The organism is Streptomyces sp. NPDC037301 (assembly GCF_055602785.1).
Window position 1 is genome coordinate 45,945 of the sequence record NZ_JBVJWD010000044.1, and the last position, 16,617, is coordinate 62,561.

Here is a 16,617-nt window from a genome sequence, read left to right on the forward strand (position 1 = left end):
GGACTCCTTCGTCAGCCGACGGCCAGGACACCCAGGATATTCCGAGGCGCCGACAGCCCGGTCGCGGGTAGGGTCGCCGCTCGATGAACACGCCGAACTCTCACACCCCGCCCGTGGCACATCCCGGCTCTGTCATGCCCGCCCGTATCGCGGACATGGCCTCCCGGCTCGCCGCGCTGCCCGGCATCCGGGCCGTCGCCCTGGGCGGCAGCCGGGCCCGCGGCACGCACCGCCCGGACTCCGACTGGGATCTGGGCGTGTACTACCGCGGCACTCCCGACCTGGCCGCACTGACCGCGTTGGCGTCCGAGGTACAGGGCTCCCCGGCAGAGGTCGCGGGTCCCGGCGGCTGGGGGCCCTGGGTCGACGGCGGGGCCTGGCTGCGGGTGGACGGCGCCCCGGTGGACTGGATCCTGCGCGATCTGGACCGGGTGGAGGCGGTCTGGTCCGACTGCCTCGAAGGCCGCTTCGAAGTGGGCGTGCAGCCGGGGCATCCGCTCGGTTTCTGGTCCCCCGCCTATCCCGGGGAGGTCGCGCTCGGGCGGGTACTCGCCGATCCCCGAAACGAATTGACAGTGCTTCAGCAGGAGACCCGGACCTATCCGGAGCCACTGCGCACCGCGCTCGTCGAAGCCGCGTGGGAGGCGGAATTCTCGGTTGCGGCCGCCCGTAAGTCGGCCCCTGCCGGGGACCCGCTCCATGTCGCCCTGTGCCTGTCGCGGGCGTTCGGCATCCTCACCCAGTCGCTCCACGCCCACCACCGCACCTGGTGTCTGAACGAGAAGGGTGCGCTGGCCGCTGCGGCCGCGCTGCCGGACACCCCCGCGGACTTCGCCGAACGGGTGGGCGAGGCGCTGCGGGGGCTGGACGCGGCGGCGGTGCAGAGGGCTGCGGAGTTGGTGCGGGACGTCCGATCGGTGCTGGCGACGGGCGCCAAAGAGCCCGGGAGCCGCTCATGATCGCCGAACTCCAGTGCGTGGTACTCGACTGCGCCGATCCCGCACGCCTCGCCGGGTTCTACCACTGTCTGCTCGGCGGGGAGGTCGACCGGCCGGACCGGCGATGGGCGCTCGGCGACGGCTGGGCGACGCTCCACACGGCGGCCGGGCCGGTCCTCGCCTTCCAGCGGGTGGCGGACCACCGGCCGCCGCTGTGGGGGGACCCGGCGCACCCGCAGCAGTTCCATCTGGACTTCGGCGTCCCGGATCTGGACGCGGCGCAGACACAGGCAGTGGCGGCCGGTGCGGTGGTCCTCGACGACGGAGCCGGGACGGGGCGCCCGTGGCGGATCTACGCAGACCCGGCCGGGCATCCGTTCTGCCTGATCCAGCACGGCAACGGCGAGGCGGCGGTCGGTCAGGCTTCGCCGCGCAGCGCCTGAAGGACGCGCTCGACGGTCGCCTCGTCACGGGCCGCCGTGAACGGCAGGGCGTTCCCGCCGGTGATACGGAACGGGGCGCCGGAGAGCGTGGCCTGGGCGCCGCCCGCCTCGGTGACCAGGAGCAGGCCTGCCGCGTGGTCCCAGGCGTACTCCCAGTTGAAGGCGACCGCGTCCTGGTCGCCGCGGGCGACGGCTAGGTATTCGAGGCCCGCGGAACCACAGGGGCGGGCATCGATGCCCTCGGTGCGCAGGCCCAGGAGGGCGCGCTTCTGGGCCTCGGTGGTGTAGTCGGGGTGCGACATCGCCACCCGCAGAACAGCCCCGGGCGCGGGCGAGCCGGAGTGTATCGGCTTGCCGTCGAGTGTGGCACCGCGGCCGCGGACGGCGATCGCCATCTCGTCCAGGGCCGCGGCATACGTCCAGGAGGCCAGAAGTTCGCCGCGGTGGGCGAGGGCAACCAGGGTGCAGAAGCCCGGTTCACCGCGGACGAACTGGCGGGTGCCGTCGACCGGGTCGACGACCCATACCGGTGCGTCGCCGCCCAGCGCGTCGTACACCTTCGGATCGGCGTGGACCGCCTCCTCGCCGACGACGACCGAGCCCGGCAGGAGCCTGGTCAGGGATGTGGTGAGGTGTTCCTCGGCGAGGCGGTCGGCGGTGGTGACCAGGTCGTGCGGGCCGCTCTTCTCGACGATCTCGTGCGCGGCGAGCTGCCGGTAGCGCGGCATGATCTCGGCGGCGGCCGCTGCGCGGACCGCCGCCTCGACCTCGGTCAGGTCTCCGGCAAGGAATTCATCGATCATGACCCCAGCTAAGCACGGTCCACCGCGGAGCCGACGACCTGGTCATGGCGGGGAGGTGGCCGGTCAGCGTCCGACGGCGTACCCCTGCATGCCGCGCGGGTTCGCGGCCGCGGACAGCACTCCGGTCTCCGGGTCGCGGGCCACGGCGCACATCCGGCCCTCGGACCACGGGTCGCCGACGGTGACGTCATGGCCGCGGCGGCGCAGCTCCTCGACGACCTCCGGGTCCATGCCCTCCTCGACGGTGACGCTGCCGGGGCGCATCCCGCGCGGGAAGAAGGAGCCGGGGAAGCTGTCGTTGTGCCAGTTCGGGGCGTCGATGGCGCCCTGGAGGTCGAGGCCGCCGCGGACTTCGGCGCGCAGGGCGACCGCCAGGAAGAAGTGGACCTGCCACTGGTCCTGCTGGTCGCCGCCGGGCGTGCCGAACGCCATGACCGGGACGCCGTCGCGCAGGGCGAGGGACGGGGTGAGGGTGGTGCGGGGGCGGCGGCCGGGGGTGAGGGAGTTCGGCAGGCCCTCGTCGAGCCAGGCCATCTGGAGCCGGGTACCGAGCGGGAAGCCGAGCTCCGGCACGACCGGGTTGGACTGGAGCCAGCCGCCGCTGGGCGTGGCGGAGACCATGTTGCCCCAGCGGTCGACCACGTCGACATGGCAGGTGTCGCCGCGCGTCGCGCCGTCCTTGCCGACGGCCGGCTCGCCGGCACCGGCGCGGTTCTTGGCCACGGTCGGCTCGCCGACGCCCGCCGCCGGGATGCCCATGGCGTCGAAGCCGGCCTCGCCGGAGGCGACGGCGTGGGCGTGCCGGCTGAGGACGGGGGTGCGGCCGTCCGGGCTGCCGGGGCGCAGTTCGCGCGAGGCCTCGTCGGTGATGAGGGCGCGGCGCCCGGCGTTGTACGGCTCCGAGAGCAGCGTGTCGAGGGGTATGTCGGCGGCGTCGCCGTACCAGGCCTCGCGGTCGGCCATGGCGAGCTTGCAACCCTCGATGAGCAGGTGGACGTAGTCGGCGGAGCCGTACTGCGGAAGCTCGGCGGGGAGCAGGGCGAGCTGCTGGAGGAAGGCGGGGCCCTGGCTCCAGCCACCGGCCTTGGCGAGCGTCCAGCCGTTCCAGTCGTACGTGGCGGGCGCCTCGTACGACGCGGACCAGCCGGCCAGGTCGGCGGCGGTGAGGGTGCCGGTGTGGCGGCTACCGCTGGTGTCCATGGTGGGGCGGGCGGCCTGGCGGACCAGGGCTTCGGCGATGAACCCCTCGCTCCAGATCTTCCGTGCGGCGTCGATCTGGGCGATGCGGTCCTCGCCGCCGGTCTCCTGCGCCTCGGCGGTCAGCCGGCGCCAGGTGGCGGCGAGTGCGGGGTTGCGGAACAGCTCGCCCGGCTTCGGCGACTTGCCGCCGGGCAGGTAGACGTCGGCGGAGGACTGCCACTCGGTCTCGAAGAGTTCGCGGACGGTCTCGACGGTCTGGCCGATCCGCTCGACGGGCGCGTGGCCGTCCTCCGCGTACCCGATGGCGTACCGCAGCACCTCGGCGACGGTCTTGGTGCCGTGGTCGCGCAGCAGCAGCATCCAGGCGCCGAACGCGCCCGGCACGGCTGCGGCGAGCGGACCGGTGCCGGGGACGAGGTCGAGGCCGAGGGAGCGGTAGTGGGCGACGGTGGCACCGGCGGGGGCGGGGCCCTGGCCGCACAGCACCTGCACCTCGCCGTCCTTCGGCGCCAGGATCATCGGCACTTCACCGGCCGGGCCGTTGAGGTGCGGTTCGACGACATGCAGGACGAATCCGGCCGCGACGGCGGCGTCGTAGGCGTTGCCGCCGTCCTCCAGGACGGCCATCGCGGACTGCGAGGCGAGCCAGTGGGTGGAGGACACCATGCCGAAGGTGCCCTGGAGGGTGGGCCGGGTCGTGAACATGCGCGTCACCTTGCTGCTTGTACGTATCAAGCGAACCAATCAAAGCTCACAATCGGGCCCTTGGGAGAATCTGGGGAGTTCGACCCTGCCGACTCGTTCACCTGATCGTCGAGCAGGCTATCGATCGCCCCTCGCGACCCGCCTCACGGAATATCGCAGACCGTATTTCGCATACAGTCCGCAAGGTAAGAGGGGTTCCCACATAGCGGACGATTTTTGCTGACGATCGATAACGCAAAGGCGTCGAGCGCGGACGGGCGGACGGCACCGAATGCCCTGCTACTGATCGGAGTTGGCCCGCCCCCCTGCCGAGGGGCGGGCCCGGCTCCGCTCAGCCGCGCGTCAGACGCACCGTGACCAGCTCGAACGGGCGCAGCGACAGCTGTACGCCGCCGTCCACCCGCACCGGCACGTTCCCCACGGCGAGCGGCCGCTCCAGCAGGTCGGTCACTGTCATGCCGACGAGTTCGAACCCGGTACCGAGCCGGACCCTGGCACGGCCACCCGTCGACTCGTAGAGCCGTACGACGACATCGCCGCTCGCGTCGTCCGCCAGCTTGACGGCGCTGACGACGACCGCGTCGTTGTCGACGGTCACCAGCGGAGCCACCGCGCGTTCGCCGACGACCCGGCGCTCCGGCAGGTTGATCCGGAAGCCCTCGCGGACCGCGTCGCCGATCGCCGCGCCCGGCGCGAGCGCGTGCCGGAAGCGGTGCACGCCCTGGTCCGTTTCCGGGTCGGGGAAGCGCGGGGCGCGCAGCAGCGACACCCGGACGGTGGTGGTCGTCCCGGCATCGCAGTCGCGGACGGACCGGGTTACGTCATGGCCGTACGTCGAATCGTTGACGAGCGCAACGCCCCAGCCCGGCTCCTCCAGGTGGACGAAGCGGTGGTTGCAGGCCTCGAACTTGGCGGCCTCCCAACTGGTGTTGGTGTGGGTGGCCCGGTAGAAGTGCCCGAACTGCGTCTCGGAGGCATACCTCTCGGCGTGGATGTCCAGCGGGAACGCCGCCTTGAGGAACTTCTCCGTCTCGTGCCACTCGACCTCGGTGTCGATGTCGAGCCGCTTGGCACCCGGGGAGAGCGTCAGCTGCTGGGTGACCTTCGAGTCGCCGAAGCTGCGAACGATGCGTACGCCGACCACTCCCCCCTCCTCGACGGGGGTGAGCTCGTCGAGGTCCGTCAGGTCGGTGACGGTGTTGCGGTAGAACGCGTCGACGTCCCACGCGTCCCACATGTTCGGGAAGTCGGGGTGGATCTGCAGCAGGTTCGCGGCCTGGCCGGGCGCCACGGCCTCGCGCTCGGCACCGATGTCGTACGCGGACACCACCAGGCCACGGCTGTCGATCTCCACCTGGAGCAGATCGTTGTCGAGTACGTATCCGCCGTCCTCGCGCGGTGCGAGCCGCCCGCCGCTGCCGACGGTGACGGCCGCGGCGCCACCGGCCGGAACCCCTCCGCGGGTGTGCGGCGCAGAGTTGAAGACAAGCGTCTCCCCCGACGGGGTGTCTTTGGCCAGGGCGCGCATCGCAGCGTCGACGATGCCGTTCAGCTCCTCTGCGACGGCCGCGTACGTCTTCTCGGCCTCGCGGTGCACCCAGGCGATCGACGAACCGGGCAGGATGTCGTGGAATTGGTGCAGCAGGACCGTCTTCCAGATCCGGTCCAACTGCTCGTACGGGTAGGGGAAACCGGTCCGTACGGCGGCGGTGGCGGCCCACAGCTCGGCCTCGCGCAGCAGATGTTCGCTGCGGCGGTTGCCCTGCTTGGTCTTCGCCTGGCTGGTCAGAGTGGCGCGGTGCAGCTCCAGGTAGAGCTCGCCGACCCACACCGGCGCGTTCGGGTACTCCGCCTCCGCCTTGGTGAAGAAGTCGGTGGGCGTCTCCCAGGTCACGGTCGCCGAGCCTTCGAGGCTGCGCATCCTGGCGGCCTTCGCGATCATCTCGCGAGTGGTGCCACCCCCGCCGTCCCCCCAGCCTGTCGGCGCAAGGGAGTGCCGGGCGACGCCCTTGTCCTTGAAGTTCTTCGCCGCGTGGGCGATCTCACTGCCCTTCATCGAGCAGTTGTAGGTGTCGACAGGCGGGAAGTGGGTGAAGATCCGTGTGCCGTCGATGCCCTCCCACTGGAATGTGTGGTGCGGGAACTTGTTGGTCTGGCTCCACGAAATCTTCTGTGTGAGCAGCCACTTGGAGCCTGCGGCCTTGATGATCTGCGGCAGCCCGGCGGCGAAGCCGAACGTGTCGGGCAGCCACGCCTCGTCGTTCTCGACGCCGAACTCGTCGAGGAAAAACCGCTTGCCGTGCACGAACTGACGGGCCATCGCCTCGGATCCGGGCATGTTCGTGTCGGACTCGACCCACATGCCGCCGGACGGCACGAACCGCCCATCCGCCACGGCCTTCTTGACCTTGGCGTAGACCTCGGGACGGTGCTCCTTGATCCAGGCGAACTGCTGGGCCTGCGACATCGCGAAGACGAAGTCGGGCTCGTCCTCCAGGAGCGCGGTCATGTTGGACGTCGTACGGGCGACCTTGCGGACCGTCTCACGCAGCGGCCACAGCCAGGCGGAGTCGATGTGCGCGTGGCCGACGGCGCTGATGCGGTGGGCGGTCGGCTCCGCGGGCGTGGTGAGGACGGCGGCGAGTTCGGCGCGGGCGGCGGCCGCGGTGCCGTTCACATCCTGCAGGTCGACCGCGTCGAGGGCGCGGCCGATCGCACGCAGGACGTCCCAGCGGCGGGCCCCCTCGACGGGCAGCTCCTGCATCAGTTCGCCCAGCACTTCCAGGTCCTGGACGAGGTTCCACACGTTCTCGTCGAAGACCGCCAGGTCCATCCGGGCGAGGGTGTACTGCGGTTCGCTCCCGGCGGTCTCCTTGTCGCCGAGCTGCGTCGGCAGGAAGGGGTGGTAGTCGAGGATGACCGGGTTGGACGCCGCCTCGATGTGCAGCAGCACATCCTCGCCACCCGCGACCGGGGCGCCGATGCGCACCCACTGGTTGCGCGGGTTGAGGCCCTTCACCGGGGTACCGTCGGGCCGGTAGACCAGGCCCTCGCACTGGAAGCCGGGCATGTTCTCGTCGAAGCCGAGGTCGAGGATCGCCTCGACGGTGCGGCCCGCCCACGCCTCGGGGACGGTCCCGGAGATCCGGAACCAGCAGGTGCCCCAGGGCGCGCCCCACCGGTCACCGACCGCGATCGGTTCGGTCGGGGCGGCGAGGCCCTCGGTGACCGGAACGGGCTCACCGGGCGCGTTCCAGACGGCGACGTCCAACGGTATGGACTCCGGGTGGACGGCCGGCCGGATGCGCTCGTCGAGGACGCGCTTGAGACGAGCTTCGACCAGGTTGCGGTCGTCATGCATGAGGGTGGCTCCGAGCTGGATGAGGGTGCGGGGGCGGATACAGGTGCGGGTGCGCGGTCATCGGACCTCGTCGGGCTTGAGGACGTCGGTGATCCCGCGGGCGTCCAGGTGTTCCTTGTTCCCGGCCTGGCTCGCGAGGACAGCCGTGGGCCGGACCCCGTCAGCGGTGAGCCGGGCGAACGCTTCGAAGAACGTGCCGCCGGGGGCGCAGGTCGAACGGCGGGGCGCGGTCTCGTCGTCACCGGTGTCGACCACCAGGGCCGTGGTGCGGGGAGCTGGCCGGTCGGCCCTCGCCCGCTGCTCCTCAACGATCCGGGCGATGGCCCGGCCGGCCGGTTTGACCTGCCGGTCGTTGGTCAACAGGCCCAGGCTGTATTCGAGTTCGGGGAAGTCGGCCAGAGAGCGGGACACATCGTGGGAGCACCACCAAGTGACGCCCCACACGTCCTCGCAGTCCAGGGCGTTCGCGACGGTCGCCTCGGTGAACGCGGCGGCATGCTCGGCGGGAATGAGCGGGGACGGGGCGCCGACCTCCTGCAGCCAGACCGGTCGGTGCGGGTCCGTGGCCCATGCCTTGGACAGTTCGATCAAGTACGCGGCGTGGTGCTCGGTGGCAGTTCCGGTACGGCCGTGCCGTTGGGCAGTGCCGTTGAAGACCCAGGAGTGCACGGCGGTGAGGGCGCCGATCCGGGCCGCGTGGGCGGGGGTGAACGCGTGGTCGTCCTGGTACCAGGCGGCGTCGTATTCGGCGTGCAGATGGAGCTTCCCCGGTGCTCCCCCCTCACAGGCGTCGAGCAGGGTACGCAGCCAACTGCCCGCCTGTTCGGGGGTGATGGCGTCCGGGTCGGGGTGCGGGGGGCCGGAGAACTGGTTGATCTCGTTGCCCAGCGTCATGCCGATGAAGTGGGGGCGGTCGGCGAGAGCGGCCGCGAGCGTACGCAGGTACTCGGCCTGGCCGGCCACGACATCGGGGTCGGTGAAGATGTTCCGCCGGTGCCAGGTCTGCGTCCAGGCCGGCAGGAAGTCGAAGCTCGACAGATGGCCCTGCAGTCCGTCCACGTTGACGTCGAGGCCGCATTCCGCCGCGGCGTCGGCGAGCTGGACGAGCTGTTCGACGGCGCGCGGCCGGATCAGGGTGCGGTTGGGCTGGAAGAGCGGCCAGAGCGGGAAGACCCGGATGTGGTCGAGCCCGAGTGCGGCGATCGAGTCCAGGTCGGCGCGCACGGCGTCGAGGTCGAAGTCCAGCCAGTGGTGGAACCAGCCCTGGCTGGGCGTGTAGTTGACGCCGAAGCGCGGCGTGGAGTTGCTCATACGGTACGGGTGTCCTGGTTCTGTGGTGCGGGTGGCGGCGAATCGGTCAGCCCTTGACGGCGCCTTCGCCGACCCCCCGGAAGAAGAAGCGCTGCAGACAGGCGAAGAGCAAAATGAGCGGGAGCACGGCAATGATCGTGCCAGCGGCGACGAGCCGTTCGTCGTTCGCGAACGTGCCGTGCAGATAGTTCAACCCGATCGTCAGGGTGAAGTTCGCCGGGTCGCTCAGCACGATCAGCGGCCACAGGAAGTCGTCCCAGGCCCCCATGAAGGCGAAGATCGCGACGACGGCGAGGGTCCCTCTGACCGAGGGCAGAGCTATCCAGAAGAAGCGCTGCCAGACGTTCGCGCCGTCGATGAAGGCAGCTTCCTCCACCTCGTGCGGAAGGTTGAGGAAGGCGTTGCGCATCAGCAGCACGTTCATCGCCGCGACGGATCCCGGCAGCAGCACACCGATCAGGGTGTTGTTCAGACCGAGCTCACGCATGGTGGTGAACTGGGCGATGATGATGCCCTCGACGGGTACGAGCATGGCGAGGATGAACGCCAGCGTGGCAGCCCTGCGCCCGCGGTAGCGCAACCGGGCCAGCGCGTAGCCGGCCAGGGCGGAGCCGACGCAGTTGGTGACCACATTGGCGGTGGCCACCTTGAGGGAGTTCAGCGCGTAGTCCCAGACCGGGATGGTGTCCGCGACCCGTGTGTAGTTGTCCAGGGTCGGATGGCTGGGCAAGAACTTCGGCGGCGAGCTGAAGATGTCCTCACCGGGCCCCTTGAGCGACGTCGAGAGCTGCCACAGGAACGGTCCGACGGTCAGCACGAGTACGGCGAGCAGCAGGACGTAGCGCAGCAGGAGCTGCCAGACCGGGATGCGGCGGCCTTCGGCATCGGTGATACTCAGGAAGCTCATGCGTCCTCCTTGCGGTCGGCGCGGAGCACCAGGAGCATCAGGGCGACCGTCACGACGAAGATGACGACCGAGATGGCGGAGGCGTAGCCGACCCGCCCGGTCAGTCCGGTACCGACGCGCTGGACGAGCATCACCAGCGTGGTGTCCTCGCCTGCCGGGCCGCCGGAGGGGCCGGCCATCAGGTAGACCTCGGAGAAGGCCTTGAAGGCGGCGACCGACGCCAGCGCTCCGACCAGAACCATGGTGGAGCGGACAGCGGGGACGGTCACGGTGAAGAAGCGGCGCACGGCTCCGGCGCCGTCCACGGAGGCGGCTTCGTGGAGCTCCCGGGGGACGCTGGCCAGCGCGGCCAGATAAATGATCATGTAGTAGCCGAGCCCCTTCCAGACCGTCACCGTCATCGCACTGAACAGCAGCAGCCACTGGTCGCTGAGAAAGCCGACCTTGCCGATCCCCACGGCCTCCAGCAGCGCGTTGATCAGCCCCCGGTCGTCGAGCATCCACACCCAGATCAGACCGACGACGACAATGGAAGCGACGACGGGGGTGTAGAAGGCGGAGCGGAAGAAGGTGATGCCGGGGATGTGGCGCTGGACGAGCATCGCCAGCAGCAGCGGCAGGATGACGAGCGCGGGGACGACGCCGACGACGTACAGCGCGCTGTTGCGCAGTCCGATCCAGAACATCTCGTCGTGGATCAGCTCCTGAAAGTTCGCCAGGCCGACGAACTTCCCTGGTACCAGGGTCCGACGGTCCGTGAAGGCGTTGACCAGGGTGCTGAAGAACGGGAACAGGCTGAAGGCGCCGACGACGAGCAGGCCGGGTGCCGCGAACAGCCAGGGGCTGAAGGGAAGATGACGGCTGATCCGGTGGGCGGGTCGGCGGCTGCCGGAGCGCGCACTCCGGGCCGCCGGTCCCGCCTCGCCGGCATCCGGCCCTGTCGCCGTCGCTGCGGTGCGCGTGTTGACGCCGCGGGTCTTCACAGTGAGGGTCTTCACGAGGGGCTCAGCTCTGCTGCAGTAGCCGGTCACAGGTCTTGACAGCGTTGTCAAGAGCTTCCTTGGGGCTCTGCTTGCCCTGCAGCGCCTTGGCGATCTGGTTGCGCAACTCGGTCTTCATCTGTTCGCTGAAGAGAACCGGTGTGTAATTGACGGCCGTCTTCAGGGACTTGGCGGCGGCCACCCGGACGCGCGTCTCGTCAGTGCCGTCCTCCTTGGAGAAGTACGGATCGTCGAGGGACCCGGCGGTGCTCGGGAAGATGGCGACCTGCTTCGCGAACTCCACCTGCCGGGTCGCGTCGGTCACGTAGTGGGCGAAGGCCACGGCCGCCGGCTTCTGCTTCGTCTGCGCATTCACCATGACGCCCATGACGTACATGTTGGCCTTGCCGGTGCTGCTGATCTGGTCGGTGATCCCGATGTTCTTGTAGAGACTCGGGGCCTGCTTCTTGAAGCGGTCCAGATCCAGCGCGCTGCCGGGGTTCATCGCCACGGACCCGGTGAGGAACTTGTGGCCCGACGACTCGGGGGTCGCGGTCAGCGCCTGCGGGTCGAGCGCCTTGGCGTCGTACAACTCCTTGTAGTGCGTGAGGAGTTCAACACCCTTGGCGTCATTGAAGGCGAAGCCCGTACCTTCCTTGTTCATCAGCTGCCCGCCATAGCGGCCGAAGTCCTCGATGGCGGGCACGTTCGCCAGTGTGGCGATCTTGCCCTTGCTCTTCTCGGCCAGCTTCAGACCGGAGTCGAAGAGCTCGTCGTAGGTGGCCGGCGGCTTCTCGGGGTCGAGTCCGGCATCCTTGAAGAGGCTCTTGTTGTAGAACAGCGGTCCGGTGTTGAGGTACCAGGGGAAGGCGTACGTCCCTTCCGTGCCCGGTATCTGATGGCTCCGCCAGGCGCCCGGCAGGTACTCCTTGCGGTACTTCGATGCCGCCTTGTCGAGGTCGAGTGCGATCCCGGCCTTGGCCAGCGGTGCGACCAGGTCGGGCGAGACGTTCACGACGTCCGGCAGGGTGCCTCCGGCCGCGTCGGCACTGATCTTGTCCGCGTAGCCCTCGCCAGGCCGGTCGACCCACTTGACCTCGGTCCCCGGGTACTTCTTCTCGAAGTCCGCGATCACCCCGTTGAAGTAGTCCTTGAAGTTCGCCTGCAGGTTCCAGGTCTGGAAGGTGATCTTGCCTTCGACCTTGCCGGAGGCATCTGACGAGCCTCCATCGGATCCACCGCCGCAGGCACTCAGCGGCAGGACGGTGGCGAGAACGGCGGCAGCGGCGACTGCCCTGCGGGAGATGCGCACGGTGAACGGCTCCTTTGCTCGGACCAGGCGTGCGGACAGCGAGCCGGGACGTGGGCCCACCGGCTGCGTATGCCCAGCAGACTTTCCAATGCACACGGCGCAAAGTCAATACATTTGCTCAAAATTAACTTCACCATTCACCATCCTTGCAGGTCAGATGGGTGTGAGCAGGCTGCGGCGATGCATGACTAATGCGCTTTAGGCCACCTTCACTCAAGCGCTTTAGTCGCCGGTGAACTTCGGTCGACCAATACGCTCGGAAGGCTTACGATGCCCGCGGGGGCGAGGGAACACCGCACCTCCCAGGGACCACGGGCAACGCAGGAAGAGGAGCACCGGGTGACACCGAAGCGGCCGCCGGCCGGAGAGACTCCGCCTACCAGGCGCACACCTGCGCGACGGCCGACCATGAAGGACATCGCCCAGCGTGCCGGAGTGTCGGAGAGCGCCGTGTCCTTCGCCCTCAACGACCGCCCCGGCGTCTCGGAGATCACCCGGGACCGCGTTCGGCGGGTCGCCGAGCAGCTGGGCTGGCGGCCGAGCACCGCCGCCCGCGCACTGTCGGGCGAGGGGTCGGCGACCGTGGGGCTTGTCGTGGCACGCCCGGCGGCGAGCCTGGGCGTGGACTCGTTCTTCCTCCAGTTGATCTCCGGGATCCAGGAGGTGCTGGCCGAGCGCCAACTCGGCCTGCTCTTCCAGGTGGTGGAGGATGTGGAGGCCGAGTGCGCCGTCTACCGGCGCTGGTGGGCGGAGCACCGGGTCGACGGGGTGCTGGTCGTCGATCCGCGGACCGACGACCCCCGGACCGACCTGCTGGACGAACTCGGGCTGCCGGGGGTCGTGATCGGCGCACTGCCCGGCAGCGACACCGGTCCGCATCCCGGCCTCTCGCAGGTACGCGCGGACGATGCGGGCGCGATGGCGGCGATCGTCGGCCGGCTCCACGAGCTGGGCCATCGGCGCATCGTGCACATCGCCGGTCTGCCCTCGCTCGCCCACACCGACCGGCGCATCCGCTCCCTGCGGATCGAGGCCGACCGGCGCGGGCTGGCCGAGGCCCACTCGGTGACCACGGACTACTCCGACACGGAGGGAGCGGCCGTCACCCGCCGGGTGCTGGAACAGTCCGCCCCGCCGACCGCGATCATCTACGACAACGATGTGATGGCCGCGGCCGGAGCCGCGGTCATCGCGGGCCTCGGCCACTGCGTCCCCGCCGATGTCTCGATCGTGTCGTGGGAGGACTCCGCGCTGTGCCGGCTGACGGCCCCCTGGCTGACCGCGCTGTCCCGGGACACGATCGCGTTCGGGCGGATCGCCGCGCGGGAGCTGACCTCGCTGCTCGACGGCGGCGCCGCTCGCACCGTACAGGTACCTCTGCCCGGGCTGATCGAACGCGGAAGCACGGCCGCGGCGCACGGCGGTTCATGAGGCGAGCCCGTCGCGTCGGCCGAGCCGAGTGCGGCTACCGGCTGCCGGGCCGTGGCAGCGTAGGGATACCGGATTCCGACGATCACGCCCCGGGGCTCCCCCGCGACGCGCTCGGTGCCCGGACCGGACCGGGTCGCGCTTCTCCGTGAACGCCCTGCCGGGCTGCGGCTGCGCGACCGGCGGGAGGCGTGGAAACGGGTGCTGTTCACCAGCGAAAGCCGCCGGCACGTCTCGGTCCGGGAGGAGGCCCGCCGACTGACCGCGGCCGAGCGGGCGGGAAGGGCTGCCAGCCGGCTCGGCTCACCCGAAGGGCCGCGGGCCCAGGTGGGGGCACGGGCTTCTTCGTCCCGCCGGTGCCGGGGCCGTTGCGGGCCCTCCCGTCCTGCCTCGGTCAGTCGCAAACGTTCTGTACGGCGCTGCTGCGCATCAAGACAGGAATCAGTGACACGCGGTGGGCCGTCATCGTCCAGTAACGGACTTCCGGTGAGTGCGGCGCCCAGCGCGCACCGCGGCCAGGGTGCCGCACACAGGCTTGGTCACCGAGACTTTGAATCAGCCCTGGCGCGGCCCCTGGCCGGAATGACCCGCCAGGAGGTATCGCTCGCTTCTTCCATGACGAGTTCGCTCCGTCGTGCTGGGTCGGACTCAACAGAACGAAGAGAACTCACGCCCTGCACTGCGCAGGGACCAGCAGGTCCTGCGCGCCGTACTACGTCGCGCAGGATCCGGCTTCGGAGCAAGGATTTCAGGACCAGGCCGAAGGTGCCCCGGAGGGTCGACCGGGTGGTGAACACGACTTGCTGCGACGTGCGAGGTTCTGGAGTTCGGTGCGGATCGTATGTACGGGGAGTCAGGCGGCCGCGTACGGGGCGGTGCCGTCGTCCTTGACGAGGTGGCAGGAGACCTGCCGGCCGCCGGGCAGTTCGCGCGGGCCGGGACCTCGGTGCGGCACCGGTCGGTGGCGAGCGGGCAGCGGGTGTGGAAGCGGCAGCCGGGCGGGGGATCCAGCGGGCTGGGGAGCTCGCCGTGCAGCACGATGCGTTCGCGGGAGCGCTGCTCGACCGGGTCGGGGACCGGCGCGGCGGAGAGCAGCGCCTGGGTGTACGGGTGCTTCGGGGAGGCGAACAGTTCGACGGTCGGGGCCTGTTCGACGATCTGCCCGAGGTACATCACGGCGATCCGGTCGGCGAGGAACTCGACGGCGGCCAGGTCGTGGGTGATGAACAGACTGCCGAAGCCGCGGTCGCGCTGGAGGTCGGCGAGCAGATTGAGTACGGATGCCTGGACGGAGACGTCGAGCGCCGATGTCGGTTCGTCGGCGACGACGAGGTCGGGGTCGCAGGAGAGCGCGCGGGCGATGGAGATGCGCTGGCGTTGTCCGCCGGAGAGTTCGTGCGGGTGCCGGTCGGCGTGCTCGGGGGCGCAGTCCGACCTGGGCGAGGAGCTGCTCGACCCGTGCCCGTACGGCTTCGCCGCGGGCCTGACGGTGCAGCTTGATCGGTTCGGCGATGATCTGCCCGATGGTCATGCGGGGGTCGAGCGAGGACGACGGGTCCTGGAAGACCAGGTGGAAGTCCTTGCGCAGGGGGCGCAGGGGGCGCAGGGGGCGCAGGGCGCGGAGGGCGCGGAGGGAGAGGTGGGTGACGTCGGTGCCGTTGATGTGGACGGTGCCGCCGGTGGGTTCGTCGAGGCGTACGACACAGCGGCCGACGGTCGACTTGCCACTGCCGGACTCGCCGACGAGGCCGAATATTCAGCAGATAGAGGGAGGGCGTCGCCGCCGCGGACCACGGCGGCGACGCGCAGGCCGGTCTCGCGCAGGCTCAGAACCAGTCGTCACTCCTGGGCGGGTCGCAGAGTTCGAAGACCACCTCGCCCGCATCCCGATCAGCGCCGGCAACCGGGCGCACCCGCGCGCCGACCGACACCTGGTGCGGTGCGGCGCCCACGACACGGCAACGGAACACGAAGCCCTCGGGAAGCCTGACGAGGGACTCGTTGCGTGCCGCGTCCGTGTAGCGATGCACGACGCCGGACCTCACCACGACACCCAGACCGGCGCTGTGTTCGGGCTTCAGATCACTTGATGCGCACACCGGACACAGCAGCCTTCGGAAGGAGGCCGTGCCGCACCAGCGGCACCGGTGGTAGCACAGGCCGGCTTCCTCATGCACCGTCTGCACGGTGCCACTTGATGACTGGGACACGTTTCGACCCCCTGCGCTCGGCTCGGATACGCCGCACCTGCACGTCGGCGCGTCCGCACCATAGGGCACTGAGTGCCGAAACGTAAAGGCACTCAGTGCCATACCGAGGTCGGCCCCGGTGTCAGCCCTGGCCGATGACCGACTCGATCTGCTGCACGACGCGCCACATCGGGGCCCCCTTGGCGGCAACCATGACAACCACGTCACCGTCGGTGGCGGCCGGGGACGCACCCCCGGCCGGCGTACTCCCCCACACCTGGCGCACCAGCCCGAGTGCCTGATCCACCGCGGCCTCCGCGTCCCCCTCGCCGCCCGAACGCAGCCAGGTCCGCAGCCCGTTGTTGTGCGCGGCGACCACGGAAGCGGCGATCACCTCGGCCCGCAGCGCGCCGTCCCCCGACTCGCCGTACCGGTCACGGAGATAGCCGGCCAACGTCTGTTCGTAACGGCGCACCACGGACAGTTCGTAGGTACGCAGCCCGGGCACCTCCCGGGTGAGCCGGTAACGCTGGACGGAGAATTCGGGGTTTGCGGAGTACATGCGCAGCACGAGCCGGGCCGCGTCGCACACCGCGTCGACCGGCTCCGCGTCACCGGCCTCCGCAAGAAACGCCGTCATGTCGGCAAGGCAGCGCTCGTGATCCGGGAAGACCGCGTCCTCCTTGGAGGGGAAGTACCGGAAGAACGACCGGCGCCCGACCCCGGCCCGCGCCACGATGTCGTCCACCGTGGTCTGCTCGAAGCCCCGCTCCAGGAAGAGCTGGAAGGCCGCCTGGGCGAGCACCTCCCGCATGGGGGGCTTCTTCGCTGGTCTGCGTGCGTCAGTCATGCGGGGAACGTAGCACCGGAATGCCCCTTCTGGCACCGGGTTCCTTTACAGAGGGTACTGAGTGCCATATTGTCGTCGATACGAACCACACCCAGGTAGGAGAGCCGGCGTGAGCTTGAGGATCGTTGTCTGTGTGAAGTACGTGCCCGACGCCACCGGCGACCGGCACTTCGCCGATGACCTGACGCTG

Annotated in this window: 12 protein-coding genes and 2 pseudogenes; 4 read left to right on the top strand and 10 right to left on the bottom strand. The window is 69.9% G+C overall.

Features of this window, described 5'->3' with window-relative positions:
* Positions 1 to 134: 134 nt before the first annotated feature.
* Positions 135 to 959 carry a nucleotidyltransferase family protein gene (locus ACZ7IB_RS39095; RefSeq protein WP_470919300.1) on the top strand — a complete coding sequence of 275 codons (825 nt, stop codon included), beginning with the start codon at positions 135 to 137 and terminating at the stop codon, positions 957 to 959.
* A complete protein-coding gene (locus tag ACZ7IB_RS39100; RefSeq protein ID WP_470919301.1) occupies positions 956 to 1,381 on the top strand; it encodes a VOC family protein in 426 nt (141 codons plus the stop codon). The genes ACZ7IB_RS39095 and ACZ7IB_RS39100 overlap by 4 nt, the downstream gene beginning before the upstream one ends.
* Here the strand turns inward: ACZ7IB_RS39100 and ACZ7IB_RS39105 are convergent.
* The 7 genes from ACZ7IB_RS39105 to ACZ7IB_RS39135 all read right to left on the bottom strand — a co-directional run bounded on the left by ACZ7IB_RS39105 (position 1,357) and on the right by ACZ7IB_RS39135 (position 11,960).
* On the bottom strand, positions 1,357 to 2,184 hold the full coding sequence (locus ACZ7IB_RS39105; protein ID WP_470919302.1) for an inositol monophosphatase family protein: 828 nt from the start codon (positions 2,182 to 2,184) through the stop codon (positions 1,357 to 1,359). The two genes, ACZ7IB_RS39100 and ACZ7IB_RS39105, sit on opposite strands and share 25 nt — an antisense overlap.
* A 63-nt stretch (positions 2,185 to 2,247) precedes the next feature.
* Complete coding sequence (locus ACZ7IB_RS39110; protein ID WP_470919303.1) at positions 2,248 to 4,089, bottom strand: gamma-glutamyltransferase family protein; 1,842 nt, start codon at positions 4,087 to 4,089, stop codon at positions 2,248 to 2,250.
* A gap of 331 nt (positions 4,090 to 4,420) precedes the next feature.
* Positions 4,421 to 7,450, bottom strand: coding sequence for an alpha-mannosidase (locus tag ACZ7IB_RS39115; protein WP_470919305.1), 3,030 nt, complete (start codon positions 7,448 to 7,450; stop codon positions 4,421 to 4,423).
* A gap of 57 nt (positions 7,451 to 7,507) precedes the next feature.
* A complete protein-coding gene (locus tag ACZ7IB_RS39120) occupies positions 7,508 to 8,761 on the bottom strand; it encodes a glycoside hydrolase 5 family protein (RefSeq protein ID WP_398633395.1) in 1,254 nt (417 codons plus the stop codon).
* A 46-nt stretch (positions 8,762 to 8,807) separates the two neighbouring features.
* A complete protein-coding gene (locus tag ACZ7IB_RS39125; RefSeq protein ID WP_093894819.1) occupies positions 8,808 to 9,668 on the bottom strand; it encodes a carbohydrate ABC transporter permease in 861 nt (286 codons plus the stop codon).
* Positions 9,665 to 10,534, bottom strand: coding sequence for a carbohydrate ABC transporter permease (locus tag ACZ7IB_RS39130; protein ID WP_470919310.1), 870 nt, complete (start codon positions 10,532 to 10,534; stop codon positions 9,665 to 9,667). The genes ACZ7IB_RS39125 and ACZ7IB_RS39130 overlap by 4 nt, the downstream gene beginning before the upstream one ends.
* A 139-nt stretch (positions 10,535 to 10,673) precedes the next feature.
* Positions 10,674 to 11,960 carry an ABC transporter substrate-binding protein gene (locus ACZ7IB_RS39135; RefSeq protein ID WP_470919306.1) on the bottom strand — a complete coding sequence of 429 codons (1,287 nt, stop codon included), beginning with the start codon at positions 11,958 to 11,960 and terminating at the stop codon, positions 10,674 to 10,676.
* 408 nt (positions 11,961 to 12,368) lie between these two features.
* On the opposite strand from ACZ7IB_RS39135, the gene ACZ7IB_RS39140 reads away from it, so the two are divergent.
* On the top strand, positions 12,369 to 13,391 hold the full coding sequence (locus tag ACZ7IB_RS39140; RefSeq protein WP_398633393.1) for a LacI family DNA-binding transcriptional regulator: 1,023 nt from the start codon (positions 12,369 to 12,371) through the stop codon (positions 13,389 to 13,391).
* A 987-nt stretch (positions 13,392 to 14,378) separates the two neighbouring features.
* Here the strand turns inward: ACZ7IB_RS39140 and ACZ7IB_RS39145 are convergent.
* From ACZ7IB_RS39145 to ACZ7IB_RS39155, 3 genes and pseudogenes are all read right to left on the bottom strand, one after another.
* A pseudogene (locus ACZ7IB_RS39145) lies at positions 14,379 to 15,144 on the bottom strand (oligopeptide/dipeptide ABC transporter ATP-binding protein); the annotation flags it as partial.
* A gap of 70 nt (positions 15,145 to 15,214) precedes the next feature.
* Entirely contained in the window at positions 15,215 to 15,565 is a 351-nt protein-coding gene (locus ACZ7IB_RS39150; RefSeq protein ID WP_470919307.1) for a Zn-ribbon domain-containing OB-fold protein, read from the bottom strand.
* Positions 15,566 to 15,719: 154 nt separating this feature from the next.
* Positions 15,720 to 16,391 carry a TetR family transcriptional regulator gene (locus ACZ7IB_RS39155; RefSeq protein ID WP_470919312.1) on the bottom strand — a complete coding sequence of 224 codons (672 nt, stop codon included), beginning with the start codon at positions 16,389 to 16,391 and terminating at the stop codon, positions 15,720 to 15,722.
* 145 nt (positions 16,392 to 16,536) lie between these two features.
* On the opposite strand from ACZ7IB_RS39155, the pseudogene ACZ7IB_RS39160 reads away from it, so the two are divergent.
* A pseudogene (locus ACZ7IB_RS39160) lies at positions 16,537 to 16,617 on the top strand (electron transfer flavoprotein subunit beta); the annotation flags it as partial.